Origin of the sequence: Streptomyces termitum (assembly GCF_014650175.1) — a bacterium.
In the GTDB taxonomy this organism is placed as follows: Bacteria; Actinomycetota; Actinomycetes; order Streptomycetales; family Streptomycetaceae; genus Streptomyces; species Streptomyces termitum.
The window spans coordinates 34,999-54,912 of the sequence record NZ_BMUL01000015.1; the positions used below are offsets into that span (position 1 = coordinate 34,999).

Consider the following 19,914-nt stretch of genomic DNA (forward strand, 5'->3'; position numbering starts at 1 on the left):
GCGCGGCTTCCGGGTGAACACCCGGTGGTGGAGGAGAGGAACGGCCTCGGGACGGTGAGGCCGCGTCAGGCGGGCGTGACCGGCAGGACGTCCGGGGAGAGGGCCGCCGCGCGGGCGGCGGCGCCGGTCGTCCGGCGACGGTGGTGGCGGCGGCACAGCACCTCGTACCCGACGACCTCGGCGGCGGTGTTCACGTCGCCCACCACGACCTGCTCGCCCTCGACGACCATCTGGCCGCCGACGGTGCGGGCGTTGTGGGTGGCGCGGGCGCCGCACCAGCACAGCGCCTCCACCTGGAGCTGCTCGATCCGGTCGGCGAGTTCGATCAGCCGCTGCGAGCCGGGGAAGAGCTTGGTGCGGAAATCGGTCGTGATGCCGAAGGCGTACACGTCGAGCCCGAGGTCGTCGACGATCCGGGCGAGCTGGTCGATCTGCTCCGGGGCGAGGAACTGCGCCTCGTCGACGATCACGTAGTCGGCCTTGCCGCCCTGGGAGAGCTGGTCGACGAGGTACGCGTAGAGGTCGAAGCCCTCGGGGGCCTCGACGGCCTCGGTGACCAGGCCGAGCCGGGAGGACAGCTTCCCGGCGCCCGCCCGGTCGTCGCGGGTGAAGATCATGCCCTGGAGGCCGCGCGCGTCGCGGTTGTGCGCGATCTGGAGCGCCAGGGTGCTCTTTCCGCAGTCCATCGTTCCGGAGAAGAACACCAGCTCGGGCATGACGGGGCGAGACCTTTCGGGTCGGAGGAAGGGGCGGGGAGGGGACGGGCGGGCGGTCAGGACCGGACTTCGAGGAGCGGCACGTACTGCTCCTCGGGCGTCATCGAGCCGTGCATGCCGGTCATCGCGGACTCCAGCGGCTCGCCGACGGAGGCGACGAGGGCGACGTCGTCGTGGGCGGCGGCGACGACGTCGCCGATCCGGCCGTACACCCGCTCGTCGATCGTGTCGCCGAACCAGCCGAGGGCGATGGCCTCGTCGCGGCCGGCCACCCAGAACTGCTCGCCGAGCACCTCGCGCCAGCAGGTGAGGACGTCGGCCTCGGCACCGGGGACGGCGTAGACGTGGCGGGCGCGGCCCTCGCCGCCGAGGAGCGCGACACCGGCGCGCAGCTCCCAGTCCTCGTCGACGTCGATGCGGTGCTCCTCGTCGAAGGGCACGTCCACCATGCCGTGGTCGGCGGTGACGTACAGCGCGGAGCGGGCGGGCAGCTGCTCGGCGAGCCGCCGCACCAGCCGGTCCACCGTCATGAGCTGACCGCGCCAGGCGTCGGAGTCGACGCCGAAGCGGTGTCCGGCGCCGTCGAGTTCGCTGTAGTACGTGTAGACCAGCGAGCGGTCGCCACCGGCGAGCTGCTCGGCGGCGAGGTCGACGCGCTCCTCGCCGGAGAGCCTGCCGTGAAACGTTCCGCCACTGAGCGCGATCTTGGTGAGCGGGGTCTGCGCGAAGATCGGGGAGGAGACCTGCGCGGTGTGGATCCCGGCCTCGTGGGCGAGCCGGAAGACGGTGGGGTACGGCTGCCAGACCTCGGGCGGCGTCCAGGGGCGCCACTTGAGCTGGTTCATCAGGGCGCCGGTCTTCGGGTCGCGGACCGTGTAGCCGCCGAGGCCGTGGGTGCCGGGGGCGCGGCCGGTGCCGACGGAGGCCAGCGAGGTCGCGGTGGTGGCGGGGAAGCCGGCGGTGACCGGCCGGCCGGTGCCGCCGCGCGAGGAGCCGAGCAGCGAGGTCAGGTAGGGGGCCTCGTCGGGGTGGGCCTTGATCTGCTCCCAGCCCATGCCGTCGACGAGGAAGACGCAGACGCGGTCGGCCGGGGCCAGCTCGGCGATCCGGGCGTCGAAGCCGGGCACGCCCTGGCCCGCGACCACGGTGGGCAGCAGGTCGGCGAGGGAGCCGGAGCCGTACTCCGGGACCGGGGCGGTCTCCGGGGCGAGCGGCACCGGGTCGTCGGGCCAGCCGTGGCTGACGGACGTCGGCTGCGCCATCAGCGGCCGGCCGGCGGCGCGGTGGCGGCGGTGGCCTCGGAGAGCGCCTGGGCGAAGACGAGGGTCTGCCGGACGGTGTCCGGGCCGTCGCCCGCCTCGCTGACCCGCAGGCTGAGGTCGTCGGCGGTGGCGTTGCCGGTGTAGCCGTGGTCGGCGTCGCAGTTCGGATCGCCGCAGGCGGCGGGCTCCAGGTCGATGCGGGAGACGGCGCCCCAGCCGATGGTGAGGACGACCTCGCGGGGCACGGTGCCCGGGGTGTACGACTCGGGGTTGGCGACGACGCGGCTGACCACCACGGAGGAGATCCGGTCGAGCTTCACGGACTCGGTGGAGGTGGTGGCGTACGGGCTCGGGGAGCTGCTGTCGGCGGCCTGCTCGTCGGTGTGGCTGACGATGAAGCGGCTCGGCGTCAGGACCAGGACGGTCACGTGGCGGCGGACCTCGTTCGCGTCGAAGGTGGTCTCCTGGTGGACCACGTACGACGCGACGTCCTCGCCACCGACGGCGGCCTCCACCGCCTCGGCCACGAGGGCCGGGTAATAGCCGCTGCGCTCGATCGCCGCGCGCAGCCCCTGGGTCGTCGTACCGGTCTTCGCCATGGACTCCATCCTAATCCGTGCGTAAGGACGGCTCGGCCGCTTGGGGAAGGACCGGGGCCGGTTCGGGAGGGCCGGGGCTGTGACATCGGCCTCCCCGGCGCCGTCGGCTCACCCCGGGCCGCGGGCGCGCGCCCGGACGATCCACGAGTCGGTCATGTACATGAGGGTACTGACGGGCGGGCGGCCCGTCAGTAGGTCGGCAGGCGGCGCGGGCCGAGGTCGGTGGTGGGCGGGGGCGGGGCGAGCCGGACCGCGGCGCCCAGGACGGAGACGCCGGTGGGGGCGACCACCGCCGGTTCGAGCGCGACGGAGACGATCTCGGGATGGTCGTCGACCAGCCGGGAGACCCGGAGCAGCAGCTCCTCCAGGGCCGGGGTGTCGACCGGGGCCGAGCCCCGCCAGCCGAAGAGCAGCGGGGCGGTGCGGATCGAGCGGACCAGCTCGGCGGCGTCCCGGTCGGTGACGGGGACCAGCCGGTGGGCGGTGTCTCCGAGGAGTTCGGAGGCGGCGCCGGAGAGCCCGAAGGAGAGCACGGCGCCGACGGCCGGGTCGATGGAGGCGCGCACCACGGTGTCCACGCCCCGGGGGGCCATCGCCTGGACGACGGGCTGGAGCTCCTCGGGCTTGCCGAGGACCTCGGTCAGCTCGGCGTAGGCGGTGCGGAGCTGCTGCTCGTCGGCCAGGTCGAGCCGGACGCCGCCGAGGTCGGGGCGGTGGCGCAGGTGCGGGGCGGTGGTCTTGAGCGCGACCGGGTAGCCGAGCCGAGCGGCGGCCTCGGCGGCCCGGTCCGGGCCGGGCGCGGGCAGGGCGGCCCGGACGGTGATGCCGTACGCCCCGAGGAGCGCGGCGGTCTCTTCGGCGGTGAGGGTGACGCCCCGTGCCTCCCGGCCGGCGCCCCGGGCGCCGAGCACCCGGTCGATGAGGGCGGCGGCGCCCGCCTCGTCGATAGAGTCGTACTCGGGGACCCGTCCCGGGTCGGCCGCCTGCCGCCGCCACTGCCCGTACCGCACGGCCTCGGCGAGCGCCCGCACGGCCCGCTCGGCGGCGGGATAGGCGGGGATGTTGCGCGCGGCGGCCGCTTCTTCGCCCTCGGGTCCCCCGGGGCCGGCGTCCGGCGCGGGCTCCGGAGCGGCGGGGGCGGGCGGCGCGGGCGCGTCCGGGCGGGGCGGGGCGGGGCGGCGGGTGGGGCCTTCGCCGGGCGGGCGGGTGCTGGTGGCGGCGGAGAGGGCCTCGGCGAGGCCGCCCATCTCGACGTGGACGACGACGACCGGCTTGGCCGCCCCCGCCGCCCCGCCGCCCGCGACGGCCTCGCGGAGGGAGGCGGCGAGCACCTCGGTGGTGCCCTCGACGCCCACCCAGGGGATCGCGGTGACCACGACCGCGTCGCAGGCGTCGTCGGCGAGGGCCGCCGCGAGCCCGTCGCGGAAGTCGGCGGGGGTGGCGGCGGTCGTCAGGTCGACGGGCTTGCGCGGGCGCAGCCCCTCGGTGAGGCAGGCGTCGTACGTGAGGAGGCCGAGGGACTCGGAGTTGCCGAGGATCGCGACGCGGGGTCCGGCGGGCAGCGGCTGGCCCGCGAGGAGCACCCCGGCGTCGACGAGTTCGGTGACGGTGTCGACGCGGATGACGCCGGCCTGCCGGAGCAGCGCGGAGACGGTGGCGTGCGGGACGCGGGTGACGGGCACCCGGTGGCCGGGCGGGGCGCTGCCGCTGTGCCGGGCGCCCTTGACGACGACGACCGGCTTGACGGCGGCGGTGCGGCGGGCGAGCCGGGTGAACTTGCGCGGGTTGCCGATGGACTCCAGGTAGAGCAGGACGACGTCGGTGGCGGGGTCGTCGTACCAGTGCTGGAGGAGGTCGTTGCCGGAGACGTCCGCGCGGTTGCCCGCGGAGAGGAAGGAGGAGAGGCCGGCGCCGCGCCGGTGCAGCCCGGCGAGGAGGGCGATGCCGATGGCGCCGGACTGGGTGAAGAGGCCGATCCGCCCGGCGGCGGGCATCTCGGGGGCGAGCGAGGCGTCGAGCCGGACGTCGGCGGCGGTGTTGATGACGCCGAAGGCGTTGGGCCCGATGATCCGCATGCCGTACGAGCGGGCCTGCCGGACCAGGGCGCGCTGCCGCTCGCGGCCCTCGGGCCCGCTCTCGGCGTACCCGGCGGAGAGGACGACGAGGCCGCGGACGCCGTGCTCGCCGCAGTCGGCGACGGCCTCGGGGACCCGCTCGGCGGGGACGGCGAGGACGGCGAGGTCCACGGGGGCGCCGATGGCGCCGACCGAGGGGAAGGCGGGGGCCCCGTCGAGGGTGGCGGTCGCGGCGTCGAGCGCGGCGTTGACCGCGTACACCGGTCCGGTGAAGCCGGCGCCCAGCAGGTTCCGCAGGACGGTCCGGCCGACCCCGCCGGGGGCGCGCCCGGCGCCGACGACGGCGACGGAGCCGGGGGCGAGGAGCCGCTGGACGGAGCGGGCCTCGGCGCGCTGCTCGCGGGCGCGCTGGACGGCGAGGGACCGGTCGGTGGGTTCGAGGTCGAGGTGGAGCCGGACGGAGCCGTCCTCGAAGCTGCGCTTCTGGGTGTACCCGGCGTCCGTGAAGACCTTGATCATCTTGGTGTTGGCGGGGAGCACCTCGGCGGCGAAGCGCCGGATGCCGCGCTCGCGGGCGACGGCCGCGATGTGTTCGAGCAGGGCGGAGGCGACGCCCCGGCCGTGGTGGGCGTCCTGGACCAGGAAGGCGACCTCGGCCTCGTCGGCGGGGACCGTGGCGGGCAGGCCCCGGGCGTCGATCCGGTCGTAGCGGACGGTGGCGATGAACTCGCCGCCGACGGTGGCCGCGAGGCCCACCCGGTCGACGAAGTCGTGGTGGGTGAAGCGGTGCACGTCCTTGGCGGAGAGCCGGGGGTAGGGCGCGAAGAAGCGGTAGTACTTGGACTCGTCCGAGACCTGCTCGTAGAAGCTGACCAGGCGGTCGGCGTCGTCGGCGGTGATGGGCCGGATGCGGGCGGTGCCGCCGTCGCGCAGGACGACGTCGGCCTCCCAGTGGTCGGGATAGGCGTGCGCCTCGGGCGCGGCGGGGGTCCCGGACGCGGCGGGGTCCCTGGGCGCCTCGGGCGCGGCGGGGCCGCCGGGGGTCGCCCGCTCTCCCGGTCCGTCCGTCCCGTCCGGTCGGCCCGGTCCGTCCGCCTGCTCCGACGTGCTCCGCATGGGCAAAGCCTACGACCGGCCTCCGACAGCGGCACCGGCCGCACCGCCTCCCCTCCCCCGCTTCCGCGACGCGCCGTCCCGTCGCGCGCCCGGCCGATCATCGGTCGCGCGCCGCGCGCGTGCCGTGCAAGGTGAGAGGGCCGAACGTCGCACGGGAACGGGCCGAAGGTCGGCAGGAGCACGCCGGCACCCGTGAGAGACTGGTCTAGACAACCGCTGAAGACCTGAAGGGCAACACCATGGCTGAGCGCCGCGTCAACGTCGGCTGGGCCGAGGGCCTTCACGCCCGCCCCGCCTCCATCTTCGTCCGTGCCGCCACGGCCTCCGGCGTCCCGGTGACGATCGCCAAGGCCGACGGCAACCCGGTGAACGCCGCCTCCATGCTCGCGGTGCTCGGTCTGGGCGCGCAGGGCGGCGAGGAGATCGTGCTCGCCTCGGACGCCGAGGGTGCCGAGTCCGCGCTGGACCGCCTGGCCAAGCTGGTGGCCGAGGGTCTCGACGAGCTGCCCGAGACGGTCTGACGTCTCCTTCGGGACGGCCGTGTCCCCCGGACGATCCGGGGGGCACGGCCGTTCGCCGTTTCCGTCGCCTTTGACGGATCCGCCGCACGGCGGCCCCGCATGCCGCAGGGGAATTCCGCGAGATGCGGAAATCCCCGATGCGGGGAAATCACGAAGGGAATTCAGGTCGCCACGGAGAAGCGTCCTGAATTCCCTTTCTTTCTATCCGGCCCGTGTTAATTCCGGGCGCTCGCCGTGTTGACGGCATGTTGCGAAACCCTCACGCGGCCCCGCTCCGGCCTCTTCAGCCGGTGCAGCGGGAGCGTCCGCTCGGCGTGCAGGGCGGTCAGCGCGCGGGCCCGTTCGGCGTCCCCGCGCGCGAGGGCGTCGACGATCGCCCCGTACTCGGCCCAGACGTCCGCCGGCCGCTCCGGCGGGTCCACCACGTACATCCAGGCGATCTTGTGGCGGAGCTGGGTCAGCAGGGTGGCCAGCGCCGGGCTGCCGGACGCCTGGGCGAGCGTCTCGTGGAACCAGCCGCCGAGCGCCCGCAGGTCCTCACCCTGTCCCCGCCGGGCCCGCTCCCGGCCCAGCCGCACCAGCCCGCGCAGCACCTTGAGGTGGGCGTCGGTGCGGCGCTGGGCGGCCCGGGCGGCGGCGAGCGGTTCGAGCAGCGCCCGCGCGTCGAGGAGGTCGGCGGCCTCCCCGTCGGTGGGTTCGGCGACCTGGGCGCCCGCGTGCCGGCGGCTGACGACGAAGCCCTCGGACTCCAGGGTGCGCAGGGCCTCGCGGACCGGGACGCGGGAGACCCCGTAGCGGCGGGCGAGCTGGTCCTCGGTCAGCCGGCCGCCGCGCTCGAAGACCCCCGAGACGATGTCGTCCCGGATCGCGGTGCACACCGATCGCGCGGGAATCCTCATGTCCGACCTCCGATTTCGCTCCGCGCACCGAATTCGGGCGACGTCTCCGGTGCGACTCTATTGCAGTACGCCGGAAATTCCGATGCCCCCTCGGAATCCCGTCGTTCCGCGGCGCTTTTCCGGCGGGCACGGGGACACGAAAAGGCCCCGGCTCGCAGGAGCCGGGGCCGCTTCGGAGCGGGGCGGACGCGTCAGAGGCTGACGCCGCGGGCGCGCAGGTACGCGACGGGGTTGATGTCGGAGCCGTACTCGGCGGTGGTCCGGGCCTCGAAGTGGAGGTGCGGGCCGGTCGAGTTGCCGGTCGAGCCGGAGACGCCGATCCGCTGTCCGGGCTCGACGGTCTGGCCGACGTACACACCGATCGACGCCAGGTGCCCGTACTGGGTGTAGGTGCCGTCGTGCATGCGGATGACGATGTTGTTGCCGTACGCGCCGCCCCAGCCGGCCTCGACGACGGTGCCGGAGCCGACGGAGACGACCGTGCTGCCGTAGGCGGCGTGGAAGTCGACGCCGGAGTGGCTGCCGGAGGACCAGAGGGAGCTGCTGGCCTTGTACGAGGTGGAGACGTACGAGCCGGCGACCGGGAGGTTGAAGGAGGCGAGGCGGCGGCGCTCGGCCTCGCGGGCGGCGCGCTCCTTGGCCTCGCGGATCTCCTTGGCGCGGGCCTCGGCCTTGCGCTTGGCCTCGATGCGCAGCTTCTCGCGCACCTGGGCCTCGGCGACCTCCCGCTCCTGCGCGGCGACCTGGGCGCTGACCTGGTCGGCGAGGGAGTCCTCGGTGATCACGCGGGTGAGGCCGGTGTCCTCGGGCGAGCGCTGGTCGGTGTCGGCCGCGAGCGCCGGGGAGGCGAGGGTGCCGACGACACCGGTGGTCGCGAGGGCCGCCGCGCCGGCGAAGCCCATGCTGCGGCGAGCCGTCCGGCTCGCACCACGGTGCTTCCCGGTGGCACGGGTGAACGCCAAGGCTGTTCCTTTCCTTCCTTCTCGCCTACCGGGTTAGCTGACGGGTTCGGAGCAGGAAGGTCTCCTACGGGCCCCTCCGCGCGGCGAAGGCGTCCGATTCACCCCAGGGACTGTTGGGTCCCCGGCTCCCCAGGCTCGCGCCTGACGGGGACTCGGCGATGACTGTCCGATGCCGCTGATGCGGCGCGTGCGTCGGGCGGACAGCCGGATCGACGCTAGGCCGGGCGGGAGTCAATCGCCAAACAGAGTCGGGGATTTGTTAGACACGCCACAAGGCATACGCCCCTTCTTAATCTCATACCGGACAAAGAGGAGGTCCCTGATGCTTCGGGGCATCAGGGACCTCGCTCCGGTGTGCCGGCCGGGCCGACGGGGGGTCAGGACACCACGGTCACGGGGCCGATGCCGAGCGCCCGGACGGGCTCCTCGATCTGCGCCGCGTCGCCCACCAGGACGGTCACGAGCCGGTCCACCGGGAAGGCGCTGACGACGGCGGCCGTGGCCTCGACCGTGCCGGTCTCGGCGAGCCGCGCGTACAGCCGGGCCTGGTAGTCGTCCGGCAGGTGCTGCTCGACCTGGTCGGCGAGGGTCCCGGCGACCGAGGCGGCCGTCTCGTACCGCAGCGGGGCCACGCCCACCAGGTTCTGCACGGCGACGTCCCGCTCGGCGTCGGTCAGCCCCTCGGCGGCCAGGGTGCGCAGCACCTTCCACAGGTCGTCGAGGGCCGGGCCGGTGTTCGGGGTGTCGACGGAGCCGCTGATGGCCAGCAGCGACGCGCCGTGCCCGGCGCCGTCCGAGCGGAGCACCTGGGCGTAGGAGCGCACGCCGTACGTGTACCCCTTCTCCTCGCGCAGGACGCGGTCCAGACGGGACGTCAGGGTGCCGCCGAGGCAGTACGAGCCCAGCGCCTGCGCGGCCCAGACGGCGTCGTGCCGGTCCGGTCCGACCCGGCCGATGAGCAGCTGCGTCTGGACGGCGCCGGGGCGGTCCACGATGACGACCCGGCCGCTGTCGTCGGCGGTGACCGGCGGCATCGGGCGCGGGGCGGCCGGGGCGCCGGTCCAGGCGCCGAGGGTCTCGGCGAGGACCTCGTCGAGGTCGACGCCGGTGAGGTCGCCGACGACGACCGCGGTGGCGGCGGCGGGCCGCACGTGCGCGTCGTAGAAGGCGCGGACGGCAGCGGCGTCGATGGCCTCCACCGTCTCCTCGGTGCCCTGGCGCGGCCGGGACATGCGCGTGCCCTCCGCGAACAGCTCCTTGGAGAGCTGCTTGGCGGCCCGCCGGGCCGGGTTGGCCGACTCGTGCGGGATCTCGTCCAGGCGGTTGCTGACCAGCCGCTTGACCTCGTCCTCGGCGAAGGCCGGGGAGATCAGGGCCTCGGCGACGAGGCCGAGCGCCTTGCGGAGCCGGGAGACCGGGACCTCCAGGGAGACCCGGACGCCGGGGTGGTCGGCGTGCGCGTCGAGGGTGGCGCCGCAGCGCTCCAGCTCGGCCGCGAACTCCTCGGCGCCGCGCTCGGTGGTCCCCTCGGAGAGGGCCCGCGCCATGATGGTCGCGACGCCGTCCAGGCCCGCGGGCTCTGCCTCCAGCGGGGCGTCGACGAAGATCTCGACGGCGACGACCTGCTGGCCGGGACGGTGGCAGCGGAGCACGGTCAGCCCGTTGCCGAGGGTGCCGCGCTCGGGGGCCGGGAAGGCCCACGGCCTGGCGGTGCCCGCCTTCGGCTGCGGGTGGAAGTCCATGCTGGTCAGGGGCTCGGCGGTGTCCGTCACTGGTCCGCTCCTTCCTCGTCGTCGCCCTCGGCGCCGTCGGCGCCGTCCTCGCTGCCGGCGGGGGCCGCCGGCTCGTAGACCAGCACCGCGCGGTTGTCGGGCCGCAGCCGGGCCGCGGCGGCCTCCCTGACCTCCTCGGCGGTGACGTCGAGGACGCGGTCCACGGCGGTCAGCGCGAGCTGCGGGTCGCCGAAGAGGACGGCGTACCGGCACAGCTCGTCGGCGCGGCCGGCCACGGTGCCGAGCCGGTCCAGCCACTCGCGCTCCAGCTGGGCCTGGGCGCGCTCCATCTCCTCGGCCGTCGGGCCCTCGGCGGCGAAGCGGGCCAGCTCCTCGTCGACGGCCGCCTCGATGGCGGGGACCTCGACGCCGCCGGAGGTCTTCACGTCCAGCCAGCCGAGCGAGGGCGCGCCGGCGAGCCGCAGCAGGCCGAAGCCGGCGGTGACGGCGGTGCGGTCGCGGCGCACCAGGCGGTTGTGCAGGCGGGAGGACTCGCCGCCGCCGAGCACGGTGAGGGCCAGGTCGATCGCGTCGCACGCGCGCGTGCCGTCCTCCGGGAGCCGGTAGGCCGCCATCAGGGCGCGCGCCGGGACCTCCTCGACGAGGACCTCGCGCAGCTCCCCGCCGATGACGTCCGGCAGGGCGCCGTCGCGCGGGGCGGGCTTGCCGTCGTGGGCGGGGATCGAGCCGAAGTACTTCTCGACCCAGGCGAGGGTCTCCTCGGGGTCGATGTCGCCGACGACCGACAGGACCGCGTTGTTGGGCGCGTAGTAGGTGCGGAAGAAGTTCCGCGCGTCCTCCAGGGTGGCCGCGTCCAGGTCCGCCATCGAGCCGATGGGGGTGTGGTGGTACGGATGGCCCTCGGGGTACGCCAACGCGGTGAGCCGCTCGAAGGCGGTGCCGTACGGCACGTTGTCGTACCGCTGGCGGCGCTCGTTCTTCACCACGTCCCGCTGGTTCTCCATCGACTCGTCGTCGAGGGCGGCCAGCAGCGAGCCCATCCGGTCGGCCTCCAGCCAGAGCGCCAGCTCCAGCTGGTGGGTGGGCATGGTCTCGAAGTAGTTGGTGCGCTCGAAGCTGGTCGTGCCGTTGAGCGAGCCGCCGGCTCCCTGCACCAGTTCGAAGTGGCCGTTGCCGTGCACCTGCTTCGAGCCCTGGAACATGAGGTGCTCGAAGAGGTGGGCGAGGCCCGTGCGCCCCTCGACCTCGTGGCGCGAGCCGACGTCGTACCAGAGGCAGACCGCGGCGACCGGGGTCAGGTGGTCCTCGGAGAGGACCACCCGCAGGCCGTTCGCCAGCCGGTGCTCGGTCGCTGTCAGGCCGCCGGAGCCGGCCTCGGCCGTGGCCGTGTGACCCATGGGCATGTACGTCCCTTCGATCGCGATCTGAAAAGTCCTGCCACTGTATGCAAGCGCGCCGACACCTGGCGAAGTTCCCGGACGACCCGGATGTCCCTCGTCCGGGTCGCGGTCCGGGTTGTCGGTGGCACGGTCCACAATGGACCGCGTCAGATGAAGCTTTGGTCGGAGAAGGAGCCGCAGCCGCGATGGCCCGCCGCAGCACGAAGACACCGCCGCCGGACGACACGTACGAGGAGAGGATCCTCGACATCGACGTCGTCGACGAGATGCAGGGCTCCTTCCTCGAGTACGCCTACTCGGTGATCTACTCGCGCGCGCTGCCCGACGCCCGCGACGGCATGAAGCCGGTCCAGCGGCGCATCGTCTACCAGATGAACGAGATGGGCCTGCGCCCCGACCGGGGCTTCGTCAAGTGCGCCCGCGTCGTCGGCGAGGTCATGGGCAAGCTGCACCCGCACGGCGACGCGTCGATCTACGACGCCATGGTCCGCATGGCGCAGCCGTTCTCCATGCGCCTGCCGCTGGTCGACGGCCACGGCAACTTCGGCTCGCTCGGCAACGACGACCCGCCGGCCGCCATGCGGTACACCGAGTCGAAGATGGCCCCGGCCGCGCTGCTGATGACCGAGTCCATCGACGAGGACACGGTCGACTTCGCGCCCAACTACGACGGCCAGGAGCAGGAGCCGGTCGCGCTCCCCGCCGCGTACCCGAACCTGCTGGTCAACGGCGCGTCGGGGATCGCGGTCGGCATGGCGACCAACATGCCGCCGCACAACCTCGGCGAGGTCGTCGCGGCCGCCCGGCACCTGATCCGGTACCCGAACGCGGACCTGGACGCGCTGATGCGCTTCGTCCCGGGCCCCGACCTGCCCACCGGCGGCCGGATCGTCGGCCTGAACGGCATCCGGGACGCGTACGAGTCGGGCCGCGGCACCTTCAAGATCCGCGCCACCACCTCGGTGGAGACGGTGACCGCCCGCCGCAAGGGCATCGTCGTCACGGAGCTGCCCTTCACGGTCGGCCCCGAGAAGGTCATCTCCAAGATCAAGGACCTGGTCGGCTCCAAGAAGCTCCAGGGCATCGCGGACGTCAAGGACCTCACCGACCGCGCCCACGGCCTCCGCCTGGTCATCGAGATCAAGAACGGCTTCGTGCCCGAGGCCGTCCTGGAGCAGCTCTACAAGCTGACGCCGATGGAGGAGTCCTTCGGCATCAACAACGTGGCCCTGGTGGACGGCCAGCCGCTCACCCTGGGCCTCAAGGAGCTCCTGGAGGTCTACCTGGACCACCGCTTCACCGTGGTCCGCCGCCGCTCCGAGTTCCGCCGGGGCAAGAAGCGCGACCGGCTCCACCTGGTCGAGGGCCTGCTCGTCGCGCTCCTCGACATCGACGAGGTCATCCGCCTCATCCGGGAGAGCGAGAACTCCGCGCAGGCCAAGGAGCGCCTGATGGAGCGCTTCTCGCTGAGCGAGATCCAGACCCAGTACATCCTGGACACCCCGCTGCGCCGGCTCACCAAGTTCGACCGGATCGAGCTGGAGACCGAGCGGGACCGGCTCACCGGCGAGATCGACGAGCTGACCGGCATCCTGGAGTCCGACGCGGAGCTGCGCAAGCTGGTCTCGGCCGAGCTGGCCTCGGTGGCCAAGAAGTTCGCCACCGACCGGCGCACCGTCCTCCTGGAGTCGGCGGGCGCCCCGGTCGCCGCCGTCCCGCTGGAGGTCGCGGACGACCCGTGCCGGGTGCTGCTCTCCTCCACCGGCCTGCTGGCCCGCACCGTCTCGGCGGAGCTGCCCCCGGCCGACCCGGACGCCAAGCGGTCCAGGCACGACGTGATCGTCTCCTCGGTCGCGGCCACCCAGCGCGGCGACGTGGGCGCGGTGACCTCGACGGGCCGGCTGCTGCGGGTCGCGGTGATCGACCTGCCCCAGCTCCCCGACACGGCCGCCCTGCCGAACCTGGCGGGCGGGGCGCCGCTGAGCGAGTTCCTCTCCCTGGAGGGCGACGAGACGGTGGTCTGCCTGACCACCCTGGACGAGTCCTCCCCCGGCCTGGCGCTGGGCACCCTCCAGGGGGTGGTCAAGCGCGTCGTGCCGGACTATCCGGCCAACAAGGACGAGCTGGAGGTCATCACCCTCAAGGACGGCGACCGGATCGTCGGCGGGGTCGAGCTGCGGACCGGCGAGGAGGACCTCGTCTTCATCACCAGCGACGCCCAGCTGCTGCGCTATCCGGCCGGGCAGGTGCGGCCGCAGGGCCGTCCGGCGGGCGGCATGGCCGGCATCAAGCTGTCGGCCGGCGCCGAGGTGCTCTCCTTCGCCGCGGTGGATCCGGCGGCGGACGCGGCCGTGTTCACGATCGCGGGCTCGACCGGCACCCTGGACGGCTCCGCCGCCACCTCAGCGAAGCTCACCCCGTTCGACCAGTACCCGCGCAAGGGCCGGGCCACCGGCGGCGTCCGCTGCCAGCGCTTCCTGAAGGGCGAGGACGTCCTGCTCCTGGCCTGGGCGGGTGCCCTCCCGGCCCGCGCCGCGCAGAAGAACGGCACCCCGGTCGCGCTGCCGGAGCCGGACCCGCGCCGCGACGGCTCGGGCACCCCGCTGCCGGAGCAGGTGGACGTGGTGGCGGGCCCGGCGAGCTAGCCCCGCCCCCGCCCGTACGACACGAAGCCCCCGTCCCGCTCCCGGAGGGACGGGGGCTTTCCCGTGCGGGGCGTGCGGGCCCGGCCGGCGCGGTCAGTCCTCCCCGCCCTCGGTCTCGTCCTCGGCCTCGGGCGGCTCCTCGCCGCGCGGCACGTACCGCAGGACGCCCCACAGGGCGCGCTCGTCCGGCACGTCCCCGGGCCCGTCCTGCTCGCAGGCGGCGAGCTCCTTGCGCAGGGCCGCCGCGTCGACGCCGGAGCCGATGAGGACCAGCTGGGAGAGCCGCTCCCCGCCGGCCGGCCAGGGCTCGGGGTAGAAGCGCAGGAAGCGGCCGACCGCGTGGACCGCGTAGCGGTTCTCCGGGTCGGCGGCGCCGAGGTCCACGAAGCCCTTGATCCGGTACAGCCCCTCGGGGCGCGAATCGAGGAAGGCCATCAGACGGCGCGGGTGCAGTGGCACCGCCGTGGCCAGGGAGACCGTGTCGTACGCGGCGTGCGGATGGGCGTGGCCCTCGGCGTCCTCCCCGTAGAGGATGTCCTCGATCGACATCTGCCCGGTGATCTCGCCCTCCGGCACCACCCGGTCGAAGAGCAGTTCGGGGTCGATCCGGCCGTGCGCCGCCTCGACGACGGCGGCCCGTCCGGCGAGCGCGGCGACGGTCGCGCGGACCTCCCGGAGCGCCTCCCCGGCCACCCGGTCGGCCTTGTTGACGACGACGAGGTCGGCGAGGGCGAGGTGCCGGTCGGTCTCGGGGTGCCGCTCCCGGGTGGCGTCGAACTCCGCGGCGTCGACGACCTCGACCAGTCCGCCGTAGACGGCCCGCCGGTTCTCGCTGGCCAGCACCATCCGGACCAGTTCCTGCGGTTCAGCGAGGCCGCTGGCCTCGATCACGATGACGTCCAGGCGCAGCTCGGGACGGGTGAGCACCTCCAGGTACGTGTCGAGCTCGCTCGCGTCCACCGCGCAGCACAGGCAGCCGTTGCCGAGCGAGACGGTGGACCCGACCTGCCCGGCGACGGTCATCGCGTCGATGCCGATGTCGCCGAAGTCGTTCACCATGACCCCGATCCGGGTCCCCCGGGCGCTGCGCAGCAGGTGGTTCAGGAGCGTGGTCTTCCCGGCCCCGAGGAACCCGGCGAGGACGACGACGGGGATCGGCTGCGTGGACAAGGAGCGCGCCTTTCGACGGGGATGGGAGCGGCGGCCCCGCGGGGGTGCGCCGCGGCGGGACCAGGCCCCAGGATAGGCAGCACACCCCACCCGCCCGGCCACCACGCGCGCGTGCGCGCGGACGCCCCGCGCTTGGAAATTCGGCGGGGCGGCCGGGTCCGACCCCGCGCGTGCGCGCGGACGCCCCTGACCGCACGGGCCCACCCCCTGTACGCCCCCGGTCCTGGCCGACCCGGCGCCCGGCCCCGCCCCGCCCGCCTCGGCCCGCTCCGGTCCCTGCCCGATCCGTCCCGGCCCGCCCCGCCGGGAAAAGCGGCACCACGCGCGCGTGCCGCGGCGGAGGTGGGCCCCGCCGCGTTTCCGGTCCCGGGCTCCGTCCCCGTACCGTTTCCGTCATGAGCGCCGCACCGTCCCCCTCCGCGCGGCCGCCCGTGCGCCCGCGGCGGCGGTTCGGCTGGCCGCGGCGGGTCTTCTCCCAGGTCCTGCTGATGCAGCTGGCCGTCGCGACCGGCGTGACCGTGCTGGCCACCGGCCTGTTCCTGGCCCCGCTGAGCGCCCAGCTCGACGACCAGGCCATGCGCCGGGCGCTGGCCATCGCGGAGACCATGGCCTCCCCGCGCACCGCCGGGGACCTGCTCGGCGGGCCGCCGTCGGCGACCGGGCCGGTCCAGCGGGAGGCGGAGCGGATCCGGACGGCGACCGGCGCCGAGTACGTCGTCGTCATGGACACGCGCGGGGTGCGCTGGTCGCACACCGACCCCGCGCAGATCGGCCGGACCGTCTCCACCGACCCCAGCGAGGCACTGGCCGGGCGGGAGGTCATGGAGATCGACAGCGGCACCCTGGGCCGTTCGGCGCGCGGCAAGGCGCCGCTGCGGGACGCGGACGGCCGGATCGTCGGCGCGGTCTCGGTCGGCATCGAGTACGACAGCGTCCGCGACCGGCTGCTCGCCGCGATCCCCGGCCTGCTGGCGTACGCGGGCGGGGCGCTGGCGGCGGGCGCGCTGGCCGCCTATCTGATCTCCCGGCGGATCCAGCGCCAGACCCGTGACCTGGCCTTCTCCGACATCTCCGCGCTGCTCGCGGAGCGCGAGGCGATGCTGCACGGCATCCGCGAGGGCGTGGTGGCGCTGGACCGGAAGGGCTCCGTACGGCTCCTGAACGACGAGGCGCAGCGGCTGCTCGGGCTCGGCCCCGAGGCGGCCGGGCGGCCGCTGGACGAGCTGCTCGGCCCCGGCCGGACCGCGGACGTGCTGACCGGCCGGGCGGCCGGCGCCGACCTGGTGACGGTCCAGGGGCACCGGGTGCTGATCGCCAACCGGATGCCGACCGACGACGGGGGCGCGGTGGCGACCCTGCGCGACCGCACCGAGCTGGAGCGGCTGGGCCGGGAGCTGGACTCGACGCGCGGTCTGATCGACGCCCTGCGGGCGCAGGACCACGAGCACGCCAACCGGCTGCACACCCTGCTGGGCCTGCTGGAGCTGGAGATGTACGAGGAGGCGGTCGAGTTCGTCACCGAGGTCGTGGGGGTCCACCGGGCCACCGCCGAGCAGGTGACGGAGAAGGTCCACGACCCGCTGGTGGCGGCGCTGCTGGTCGGCAAGGCGACGGTGGCGGCCGAGCGGGGCGTCGCCCTGCGGATCGCCCCGGACTCGCTGCTGCCGGACCGGCTGGTGGACCCGCGCGAGCTGGTCACGGTCGTCGGGAACCTCGTGGACAACGCCGCGGACGCCGCCGCCGGCACCCCCGGGGCACGGATCGAGGTCGCGCTGCGGGCCGAGGGGCGGACGGTGGTGCTGCGGGTCTCCGACAGCGGTCCCGGGGTCCCCGAGGAGCGACGGGAGCTGATCTTCACCGAGGGCTGGACCACGAAGGAGCCGCCCGCGCACGGCCGGCGCGGCATCGGCCTGGCGCTGGTGCGGCGGCTCGCCGAGCGGCGCGGCGGCTCCGTCCGGGTGGCGGCGGGGCCGGAGGGCGGCGCCGAGTTCACGACCGTCCTCCCGGAGGCCCTGGCCGACCCGCCCCCGGCGGACCCCCCGGCGTCCGCCGCCCCCCGTGTGCCCGGCCCCGCCGTGGAGGAGTCCCGATGATCGATGTGCTCGTGGTCGACGACGACGTGCGGGTGGCCCGGGTGAACGCCGCCTACGTCGCCAAGCTGCCCGGTTTCCGGGTGGCGGCCACCGCCCACTCGACCGCCGAGGCGCTCGCCGCCCTCGACGGCCACCCGGTGGACCTGGTCCTCCTGGACCACTACCTGCCCGACGAGAACGGGCTCGCCGCGATCCGCGCGCTGCGGGACCGCGGCCACCAGTGCGACGTGATCATGGTGACGGCCGCCCGGGACGTGGCGACGGTACGGGCCGCGATGCGGCACGGGGCGCTCCAGTACCTGGTGAAGCCCTTCGACTTCGCCGGGCTGCGCGCCAAGCTGGAGGCGTACGCGCTGCTGCGCCGCGCCCTGGAGCGCGGCGGCGAGGCGGAGCAGGCGGAGGTGGACCGGATCTTCGGCACCCTGGCGTCGGGCACGGTCGCCCCCGACCTGCCCAAGGGCCACTCGCCGACCACGGCCGGGCTGGTCCGCCAGGTGCTGCTGGCCGCCACCGGACCGCTCTCGGCGCAGGAGATCGCCGAGCGGGCCGGCGTGAGCCGCCAGACCGCCCAGCGCTACCTCAAGCTGCTCGAACGGACCGGGCGGGTCCGGCTCTCCCTGCGGTACGGCGAGACCGGCCGCCCCGAGCACCGGTACGCCTGGCTCGCCTCGCCGTAGCCCCCGGCGGCCGGGTCAGACCGCTCCGGCCCCGGTGAGCGCCCGTACCTCGGTCTCCGCGTGCCGGGCCTCGTCGGGCGGCTCGGGCGAGGTGACCGTACCGATCCAGCCGGCGAGGAAGCCGAGCGGGATGGAGACCAGGCCCGGATTCTGGAGCGGGAAGAGGTGGAAGTCGGCGCCGGGGAAGAGCGCGTCGGGGGCGCCGGAGACGACCGGTGAGAAGAGCACCAGCAGGACGGCGGGGACGAGGCCGCCGTAGACCGACCAGACGGCGCCCCGGGTGGTGAAGCGGCGCCAGAAGAGCGAGTACAGCAGGACCGGCAGGTTGGCGGAGGCGGCGACCGCGAAGGCGAGGCCGACGAGGAAGGCCACATTGAGGTCGCGGGCGAGCAGGCCGAGCCCGATGGCGGCGGCCCCGATGACGGCGGCGGCGATCCGGGCCACCGCGACCTCGCTGTGCCGCCTCCCGCCGCGTCGGCGGATCGAGGCGTAGAGGTCGTGGGCGACGGAGGCCGAGGAGGCCAGGGTGATCCCGGCGACGACGGCGAGGATGGTGGCGAAGGCGACGGCGGCGACGACCGCGAAGAGCACCGTGCCGCCGGTGGAGTCGGCGCCGCCGCCGAGGTCGAGGGCGAGCAGCGGGATGGCGGTGTTCCCGGAGGCGTTGGAGGCGCGGACCTCGGCGGAGCCGATGACGGCGGCGGCGCCGAAGCCGAGGACGATCGTCATCAGGTAGAAGCCGCCGATGAGGCCGATGGACCAGACGACGGAGCGGCGGGCGGCCTTCGCGGTGGGCACGGTGTAGAAGCGGGACAGGATGTGGGGCAGTCCCGCGGTGCCGAGGACGAGGGCCAGGCCGAGGCTGATGAAGTCGAAGCGGGAGGTCCAGTCGCCGCCGTACTTCAGGCCGGGGCCGAGGAAGGCGCCGCCGTGGCCGCTGCGCTCGGCGGCGGTGGTGAGCAGGCTGTTCACGTCGCCGTGGAAGCGGATCAGGACGAGGACGGTGAGGGCGACGGTGCCGGCCATCAGCAGCACCGCCTTGACGATCTGGATCCAGGTGGTGGCCCGCATGCCGCCGAGCGACACGTAGATGACCATGAGCGCGCCGACGCCGATGACGGTCCAGGTGCGGGCGGCCTCGCCGGTGCCGCCCAGGAGCAGGGCGACCAGGCTGCCGGCGCCGACCATCTGGGCCACCAGGTAGAGCACCGAGACGGCGACCGAGGAGGAGCCGACGGCGATCCGCACGGGCCGCTCCGCCATGCGCGCGGCGACGACGTCGGCGAGGGTGAACCGGCCGCAGTTGCGGACGAGTTCGGCGACCAGGAGCAGCACGACCAGCCAGGCGACCAGGAAGCCGACCGAGTAGAGCATGCCGTCGTAGCCGTAGAGCGCGATGAGGCCCGAGATGCCGAGGAAGGAGGCGGCGGACATGTAGTCGCCGGCGATGGCGAAGCCGTTCTCCATCGGCGAGAACAGCCGGCCGCCGGCGTAGAACTCCTCCTCCGAGCCATGCCGATTGCGGCTGACCCAGGTGGTGATGCCCAGGGTCACGGCCACGAAGGCGCTGAACAGCAGCAGCGCCAGGGTCTGGTGGTCGCCGGTCACCACTGGCCCGCTCCCCTCGTCATCTCCTGCGTGTCCCAGCGCAGTTCCAGCGCGGCCCGGTCCCGGCGCAGCCGCGCGTGGCGCGCGTAGGCCCAGGTGAGCAGGAAGGTGGTGAGGAACTGGCCGAGGCCGGCGATCATCGCCACGTTGACCGCGCCGGCCACCGGGCGGGCCATCAGGCCGGGGGCGGCGGTCGCGGCGACGACGTAGGCGAGGTACCAGAGGAGGAAGGCGAAGGTCGCGGGGAAGGCGAACCGGCGGTAGCGGCGGCGGACCTCCTGGAAGGCGGGGCTGCGCTGGACCTCCAGGTAGATCTCGGCCGCCCCGGGTACGCGGGCTCCGGGCCCGCCGGGCCACTGCCGCGGCACCCCCTCGGCCACGCCGTGCCCACGTGCTCCCGCACGCTCCTGCTCGTCCAGCTGCTCCACCGGTCTCAAC

Annotated in this window: 15 protein-coding genes and 1 riboswitch; of the genes, 4 read left to right on the plus strand and 11 right to left on the minus strand. The window is 74.5% G+C overall.

The genetic code is table 11. The annotated features are described in order from the left end of the window. Positions 1–65: 65 nt before the first annotated feature. From IE219_RS24755 to IE219_RS24770, 4 genes are all read right to left on the minus strand, one after another. Positions 66–716 carry a thymidine kinase gene (locus IE219_RS24755; RefSeq protein WP_189981257.1) on the minus strand — a complete coding sequence of 217 codons (651 nt, stop codon included), beginning with the start codon at positions 714–716 and terminating at the stop codon, positions 66–68. A 56-nt stretch (positions 717–772) separates the two neighbouring features. Further along, on the minus strand, positions 773–1,978 hold the full coding sequence (locus IE219_RS24760; RefSeq protein ID WP_189981259.1) for an alkaline phosphatase family protein: 1,206 nt from the start codon (positions 1,976–1,978) through the stop codon (positions 773–775). Further along, positions 1,978–2,577: a DUF5998 family protein gene (locus IE219_RS24765; RefSeq protein WP_189981261.1), complete on the minus strand. Its 600-nt coding sequence runs from the start codon at positions 2,575–2,577 to the stop codon at positions 1,978–1,980. Before IE219_RS24765 ends, IE219_RS24760 begins: the two co-directional genes overlap by 1 nt. 188 nt (positions 2,578–2,765) lie before the next feature. Continuing rightward, the gene (locus IE219_RS24770) at positions 2,766–5,768 is read right to left on the minus strand and encodes a bifunctional acetate--CoA ligase family protein/GNAT family N-acetyltransferase (RefSeq protein WP_189981263.1); all 3,003 of its coding nucleotides are present in this window, start codon (positions 5,766–5,768) and stop codon (positions 2,766–2,768) included. Positions 5,769–6,007: 239 nt separating this feature from the next. Here IE219_RS24770 and IE219_RS24775 point away from each other — a divergent pair, with 239 nt between their 5' ends. Beyond that, the gene (locus tag IE219_RS24775; protein WP_189981265.1) at positions 6,008–6,289 is read left to right on the plus strand and encodes an HPr family phosphocarrier protein; all 282 of its coding nucleotides are present in this window, start codon (positions 6,008–6,010) and stop codon (positions 6,287–6,289) included. Positions 6,290–6,504: 215 nt separating this feature from the next. Here the strand turns inward: IE219_RS24775 and IE219_RS24780 are convergent, their stop codons facing one another. From IE219_RS24780 to IE219_RS24795, 4 genes are all read right to left on the minus strand, one after another. After that, positions 6,505–7,188 (minus strand): GntR family transcriptional regulator, encoded by a 684-nt coding sequence (locus tag IE219_RS24780; RefSeq protein ID WP_189981267.1) that lies wholly within the window; start codon positions 7,186–7,188, stop codon positions 6,505–6,507. Between the two features lie 191 nt (positions 7,189–7,379). Then, positions 7,380–8,150 (minus strand): M23 family metallopeptidase, encoded by a 771-nt coding sequence (locus IE219_RS24785; RefSeq protein ID WP_189981269.1) that lies wholly within the window; start codon positions 8,148–8,150, stop codon positions 7,380–7,382. A gap of 8 nt (positions 8,151–8,158) precedes the next feature. Next, a riboswitch (cyclic di-AMP (ydaO/yuaA leader) is annotated at positions 8,159–8,318 on the minus strand. 209 nt (positions 8,319–8,527) lie between these two features. Then, entirely contained in the window at positions 8,528–9,892 is a 1,365-nt protein-coding gene (locus IE219_RS24790; protein WP_189981466.1) for a M16 family metallopeptidase, read from the minus strand. A 26-nt stretch (positions 9,893–9,918) separates the two neighbouring features. Then, positions 9,919–11,286: a M16 family metallopeptidase gene (locus IE219_RS24795; RefSeq protein WP_189981272.1), complete on the minus strand. Its 1,368-nt coding sequence runs from the start codon at positions 11,284–11,286 to the stop codon at positions 9,919–9,921. Positions 11,287–11,468: 182 nt separating this feature from the next. Here IE219_RS24795 and IE219_RS24800 point away from each other — a divergent pair, with 182 nt between their 5' ends. Further along, a complete protein-coding gene (locus IE219_RS24800; protein WP_189981274.1) occupies positions 11,469–13,928 on the plus strand; it encodes a DNA gyrase/topoisomerase IV subunit A in 2,460 nt (819 codons plus the stop codon). Positions 13,929–14,021: 93 nt separating this feature from the next. Here IE219_RS24800 and IE219_RS24805 read toward each other — a convergent pair whose 3' ends face one another. Beyond that, entirely contained in the window at positions 14,022–15,098 is a 1,077-nt protein-coding gene (locus tag IE219_RS24805) for a CobW family GTP-binding protein (RefSeq protein WP_189981276.1), read from the minus strand. 395 nt (positions 15,099–15,493) lie between these two features. On the opposite strand from IE219_RS24805, the gene IE219_RS24810 reads away from it, so the two are divergent. Next, complete coding sequence (locus IE219_RS24810) at positions 15,494–17,191, plus strand: sensor histidine kinase (protein ID WP_189981278.1); 1,698 nt, start codon at positions 15,494–15,496, stop codon at positions 17,189–17,191. Next, positions 17,188–17,868 (plus strand): DUF7342 family protein, encoded by a 681-nt coding sequence (locus IE219_RS24815; RefSeq protein ID WP_189981280.1) that lies wholly within the window; start codon positions 17,188–17,190, stop codon positions 17,866–17,868. The genes IE219_RS24810 and IE219_RS24815 overlap by 4 nt, the downstream gene beginning before the upstream one ends. A 15-nt stretch (positions 17,869–17,883) precedes the next feature. On the opposite strand, the gene IE219_RS24820 is transcribed toward IE219_RS24815, so the two are convergent. Beyond that, positions 17,884–19,476, minus strand: coding sequence for a monocarboxylic acid transporter (locus IE219_RS24820; RefSeq protein WP_189981282.1), 1,593 nt, complete (start codon positions 19,474–19,476; stop codon positions 17,884–17,886). Further along, positions 19,473–19,856, minus strand: coding sequence for a DUF485 domain-containing protein (locus IE219_RS24825; protein WP_229849994.1), 384 nt, complete (start codon positions 19,854–19,856; stop codon positions 19,473–19,475). The genes IE219_RS24820 and IE219_RS24825 overlap by 4 nt, the downstream gene beginning before the upstream one ends. Positions 19,857–19,914 lie beyond the last annotated feature (58 nt).

Excerpts from the sequence above, each read along its gene's own strand:
- IE219_RS24770 (WP_189981263.1), bottom strand. The coding sequence starts at position 5,768 with ATGCGGAGCACGTCGGAGCAGGCGGACGGACCGGGCCGACCGGACGGG.
- IE219_RS24810 (WP_189981278.1), top strand. The coding sequence starts at position 15,494 with ATGAGCGCCGCACCGTCCCCCTCCGCGCGGCCGCCCGTGCGCCCGCGG.
- IE219_RS24760 (WP_189981259.1), bottom strand. The coding sequence starts at position 1,978 with ATGGCGCAGCCGACGTCCGTCAGCCACGGCTGGCCCGACGACCCGGTG.
- IE219_RS24780 (WP_189981267.1), bottom strand. The coding sequence starts at position 7,188 with ATGAGGATTCCCGCGCGATCGGTGTGCACCGCGATCCGGGACGACATC.
- IE219_RS24815 (WP_189981280.1), top strand. The coding sequence starts at position 17,188 with ATGATCGATGTGCTCGTGGTCGACGACGACGTGCGGGTGGCCCGGGTG.
- IE219_RS24790 (WP_189981466.1), bottom strand. The coding sequence starts at position 9,892 with ATGGACTTCCACCCGCAGCCGAAGGCGGGCACCGCCAGGCCGTGGGCC.
- IE219_RS24775 (WP_189981265.1), top strand. The coding sequence starts at position 6,008 with ATGGCTGAGCGCCGCGTCAACGTCGGCTGGGCCGAGGGCCTTCACGCC.
- IE219_RS24765 (WP_189981261.1), bottom strand. The coding sequence starts at position 2,577 with ATGGCGAAGACCGGTACGACGACCCAGGGGCTGCGCGCGGCGATCGAG.
- IE219_RS24755 (WP_189981257.1), bottom strand. The coding sequence starts at position 716 with ATGCCCGAGCTGGTGTTCTTCTCCGGAACGATGGACTGCGGAAAGAGC.
- IE219_RS24800 (WP_189981274.1), top strand. The coding sequence starts at position 11,469 with ATGGCCCGCCGCAGCACGAAGACACCGCCGCCGGACGACACGTACGAG.
- IE219_RS24795 (WP_189981272.1), bottom strand. The coding sequence starts at position 11,286 with ATGCCCATGGGTCACACGGCCACGGCCGAGGCCGGCTCCGGCGGCCTG.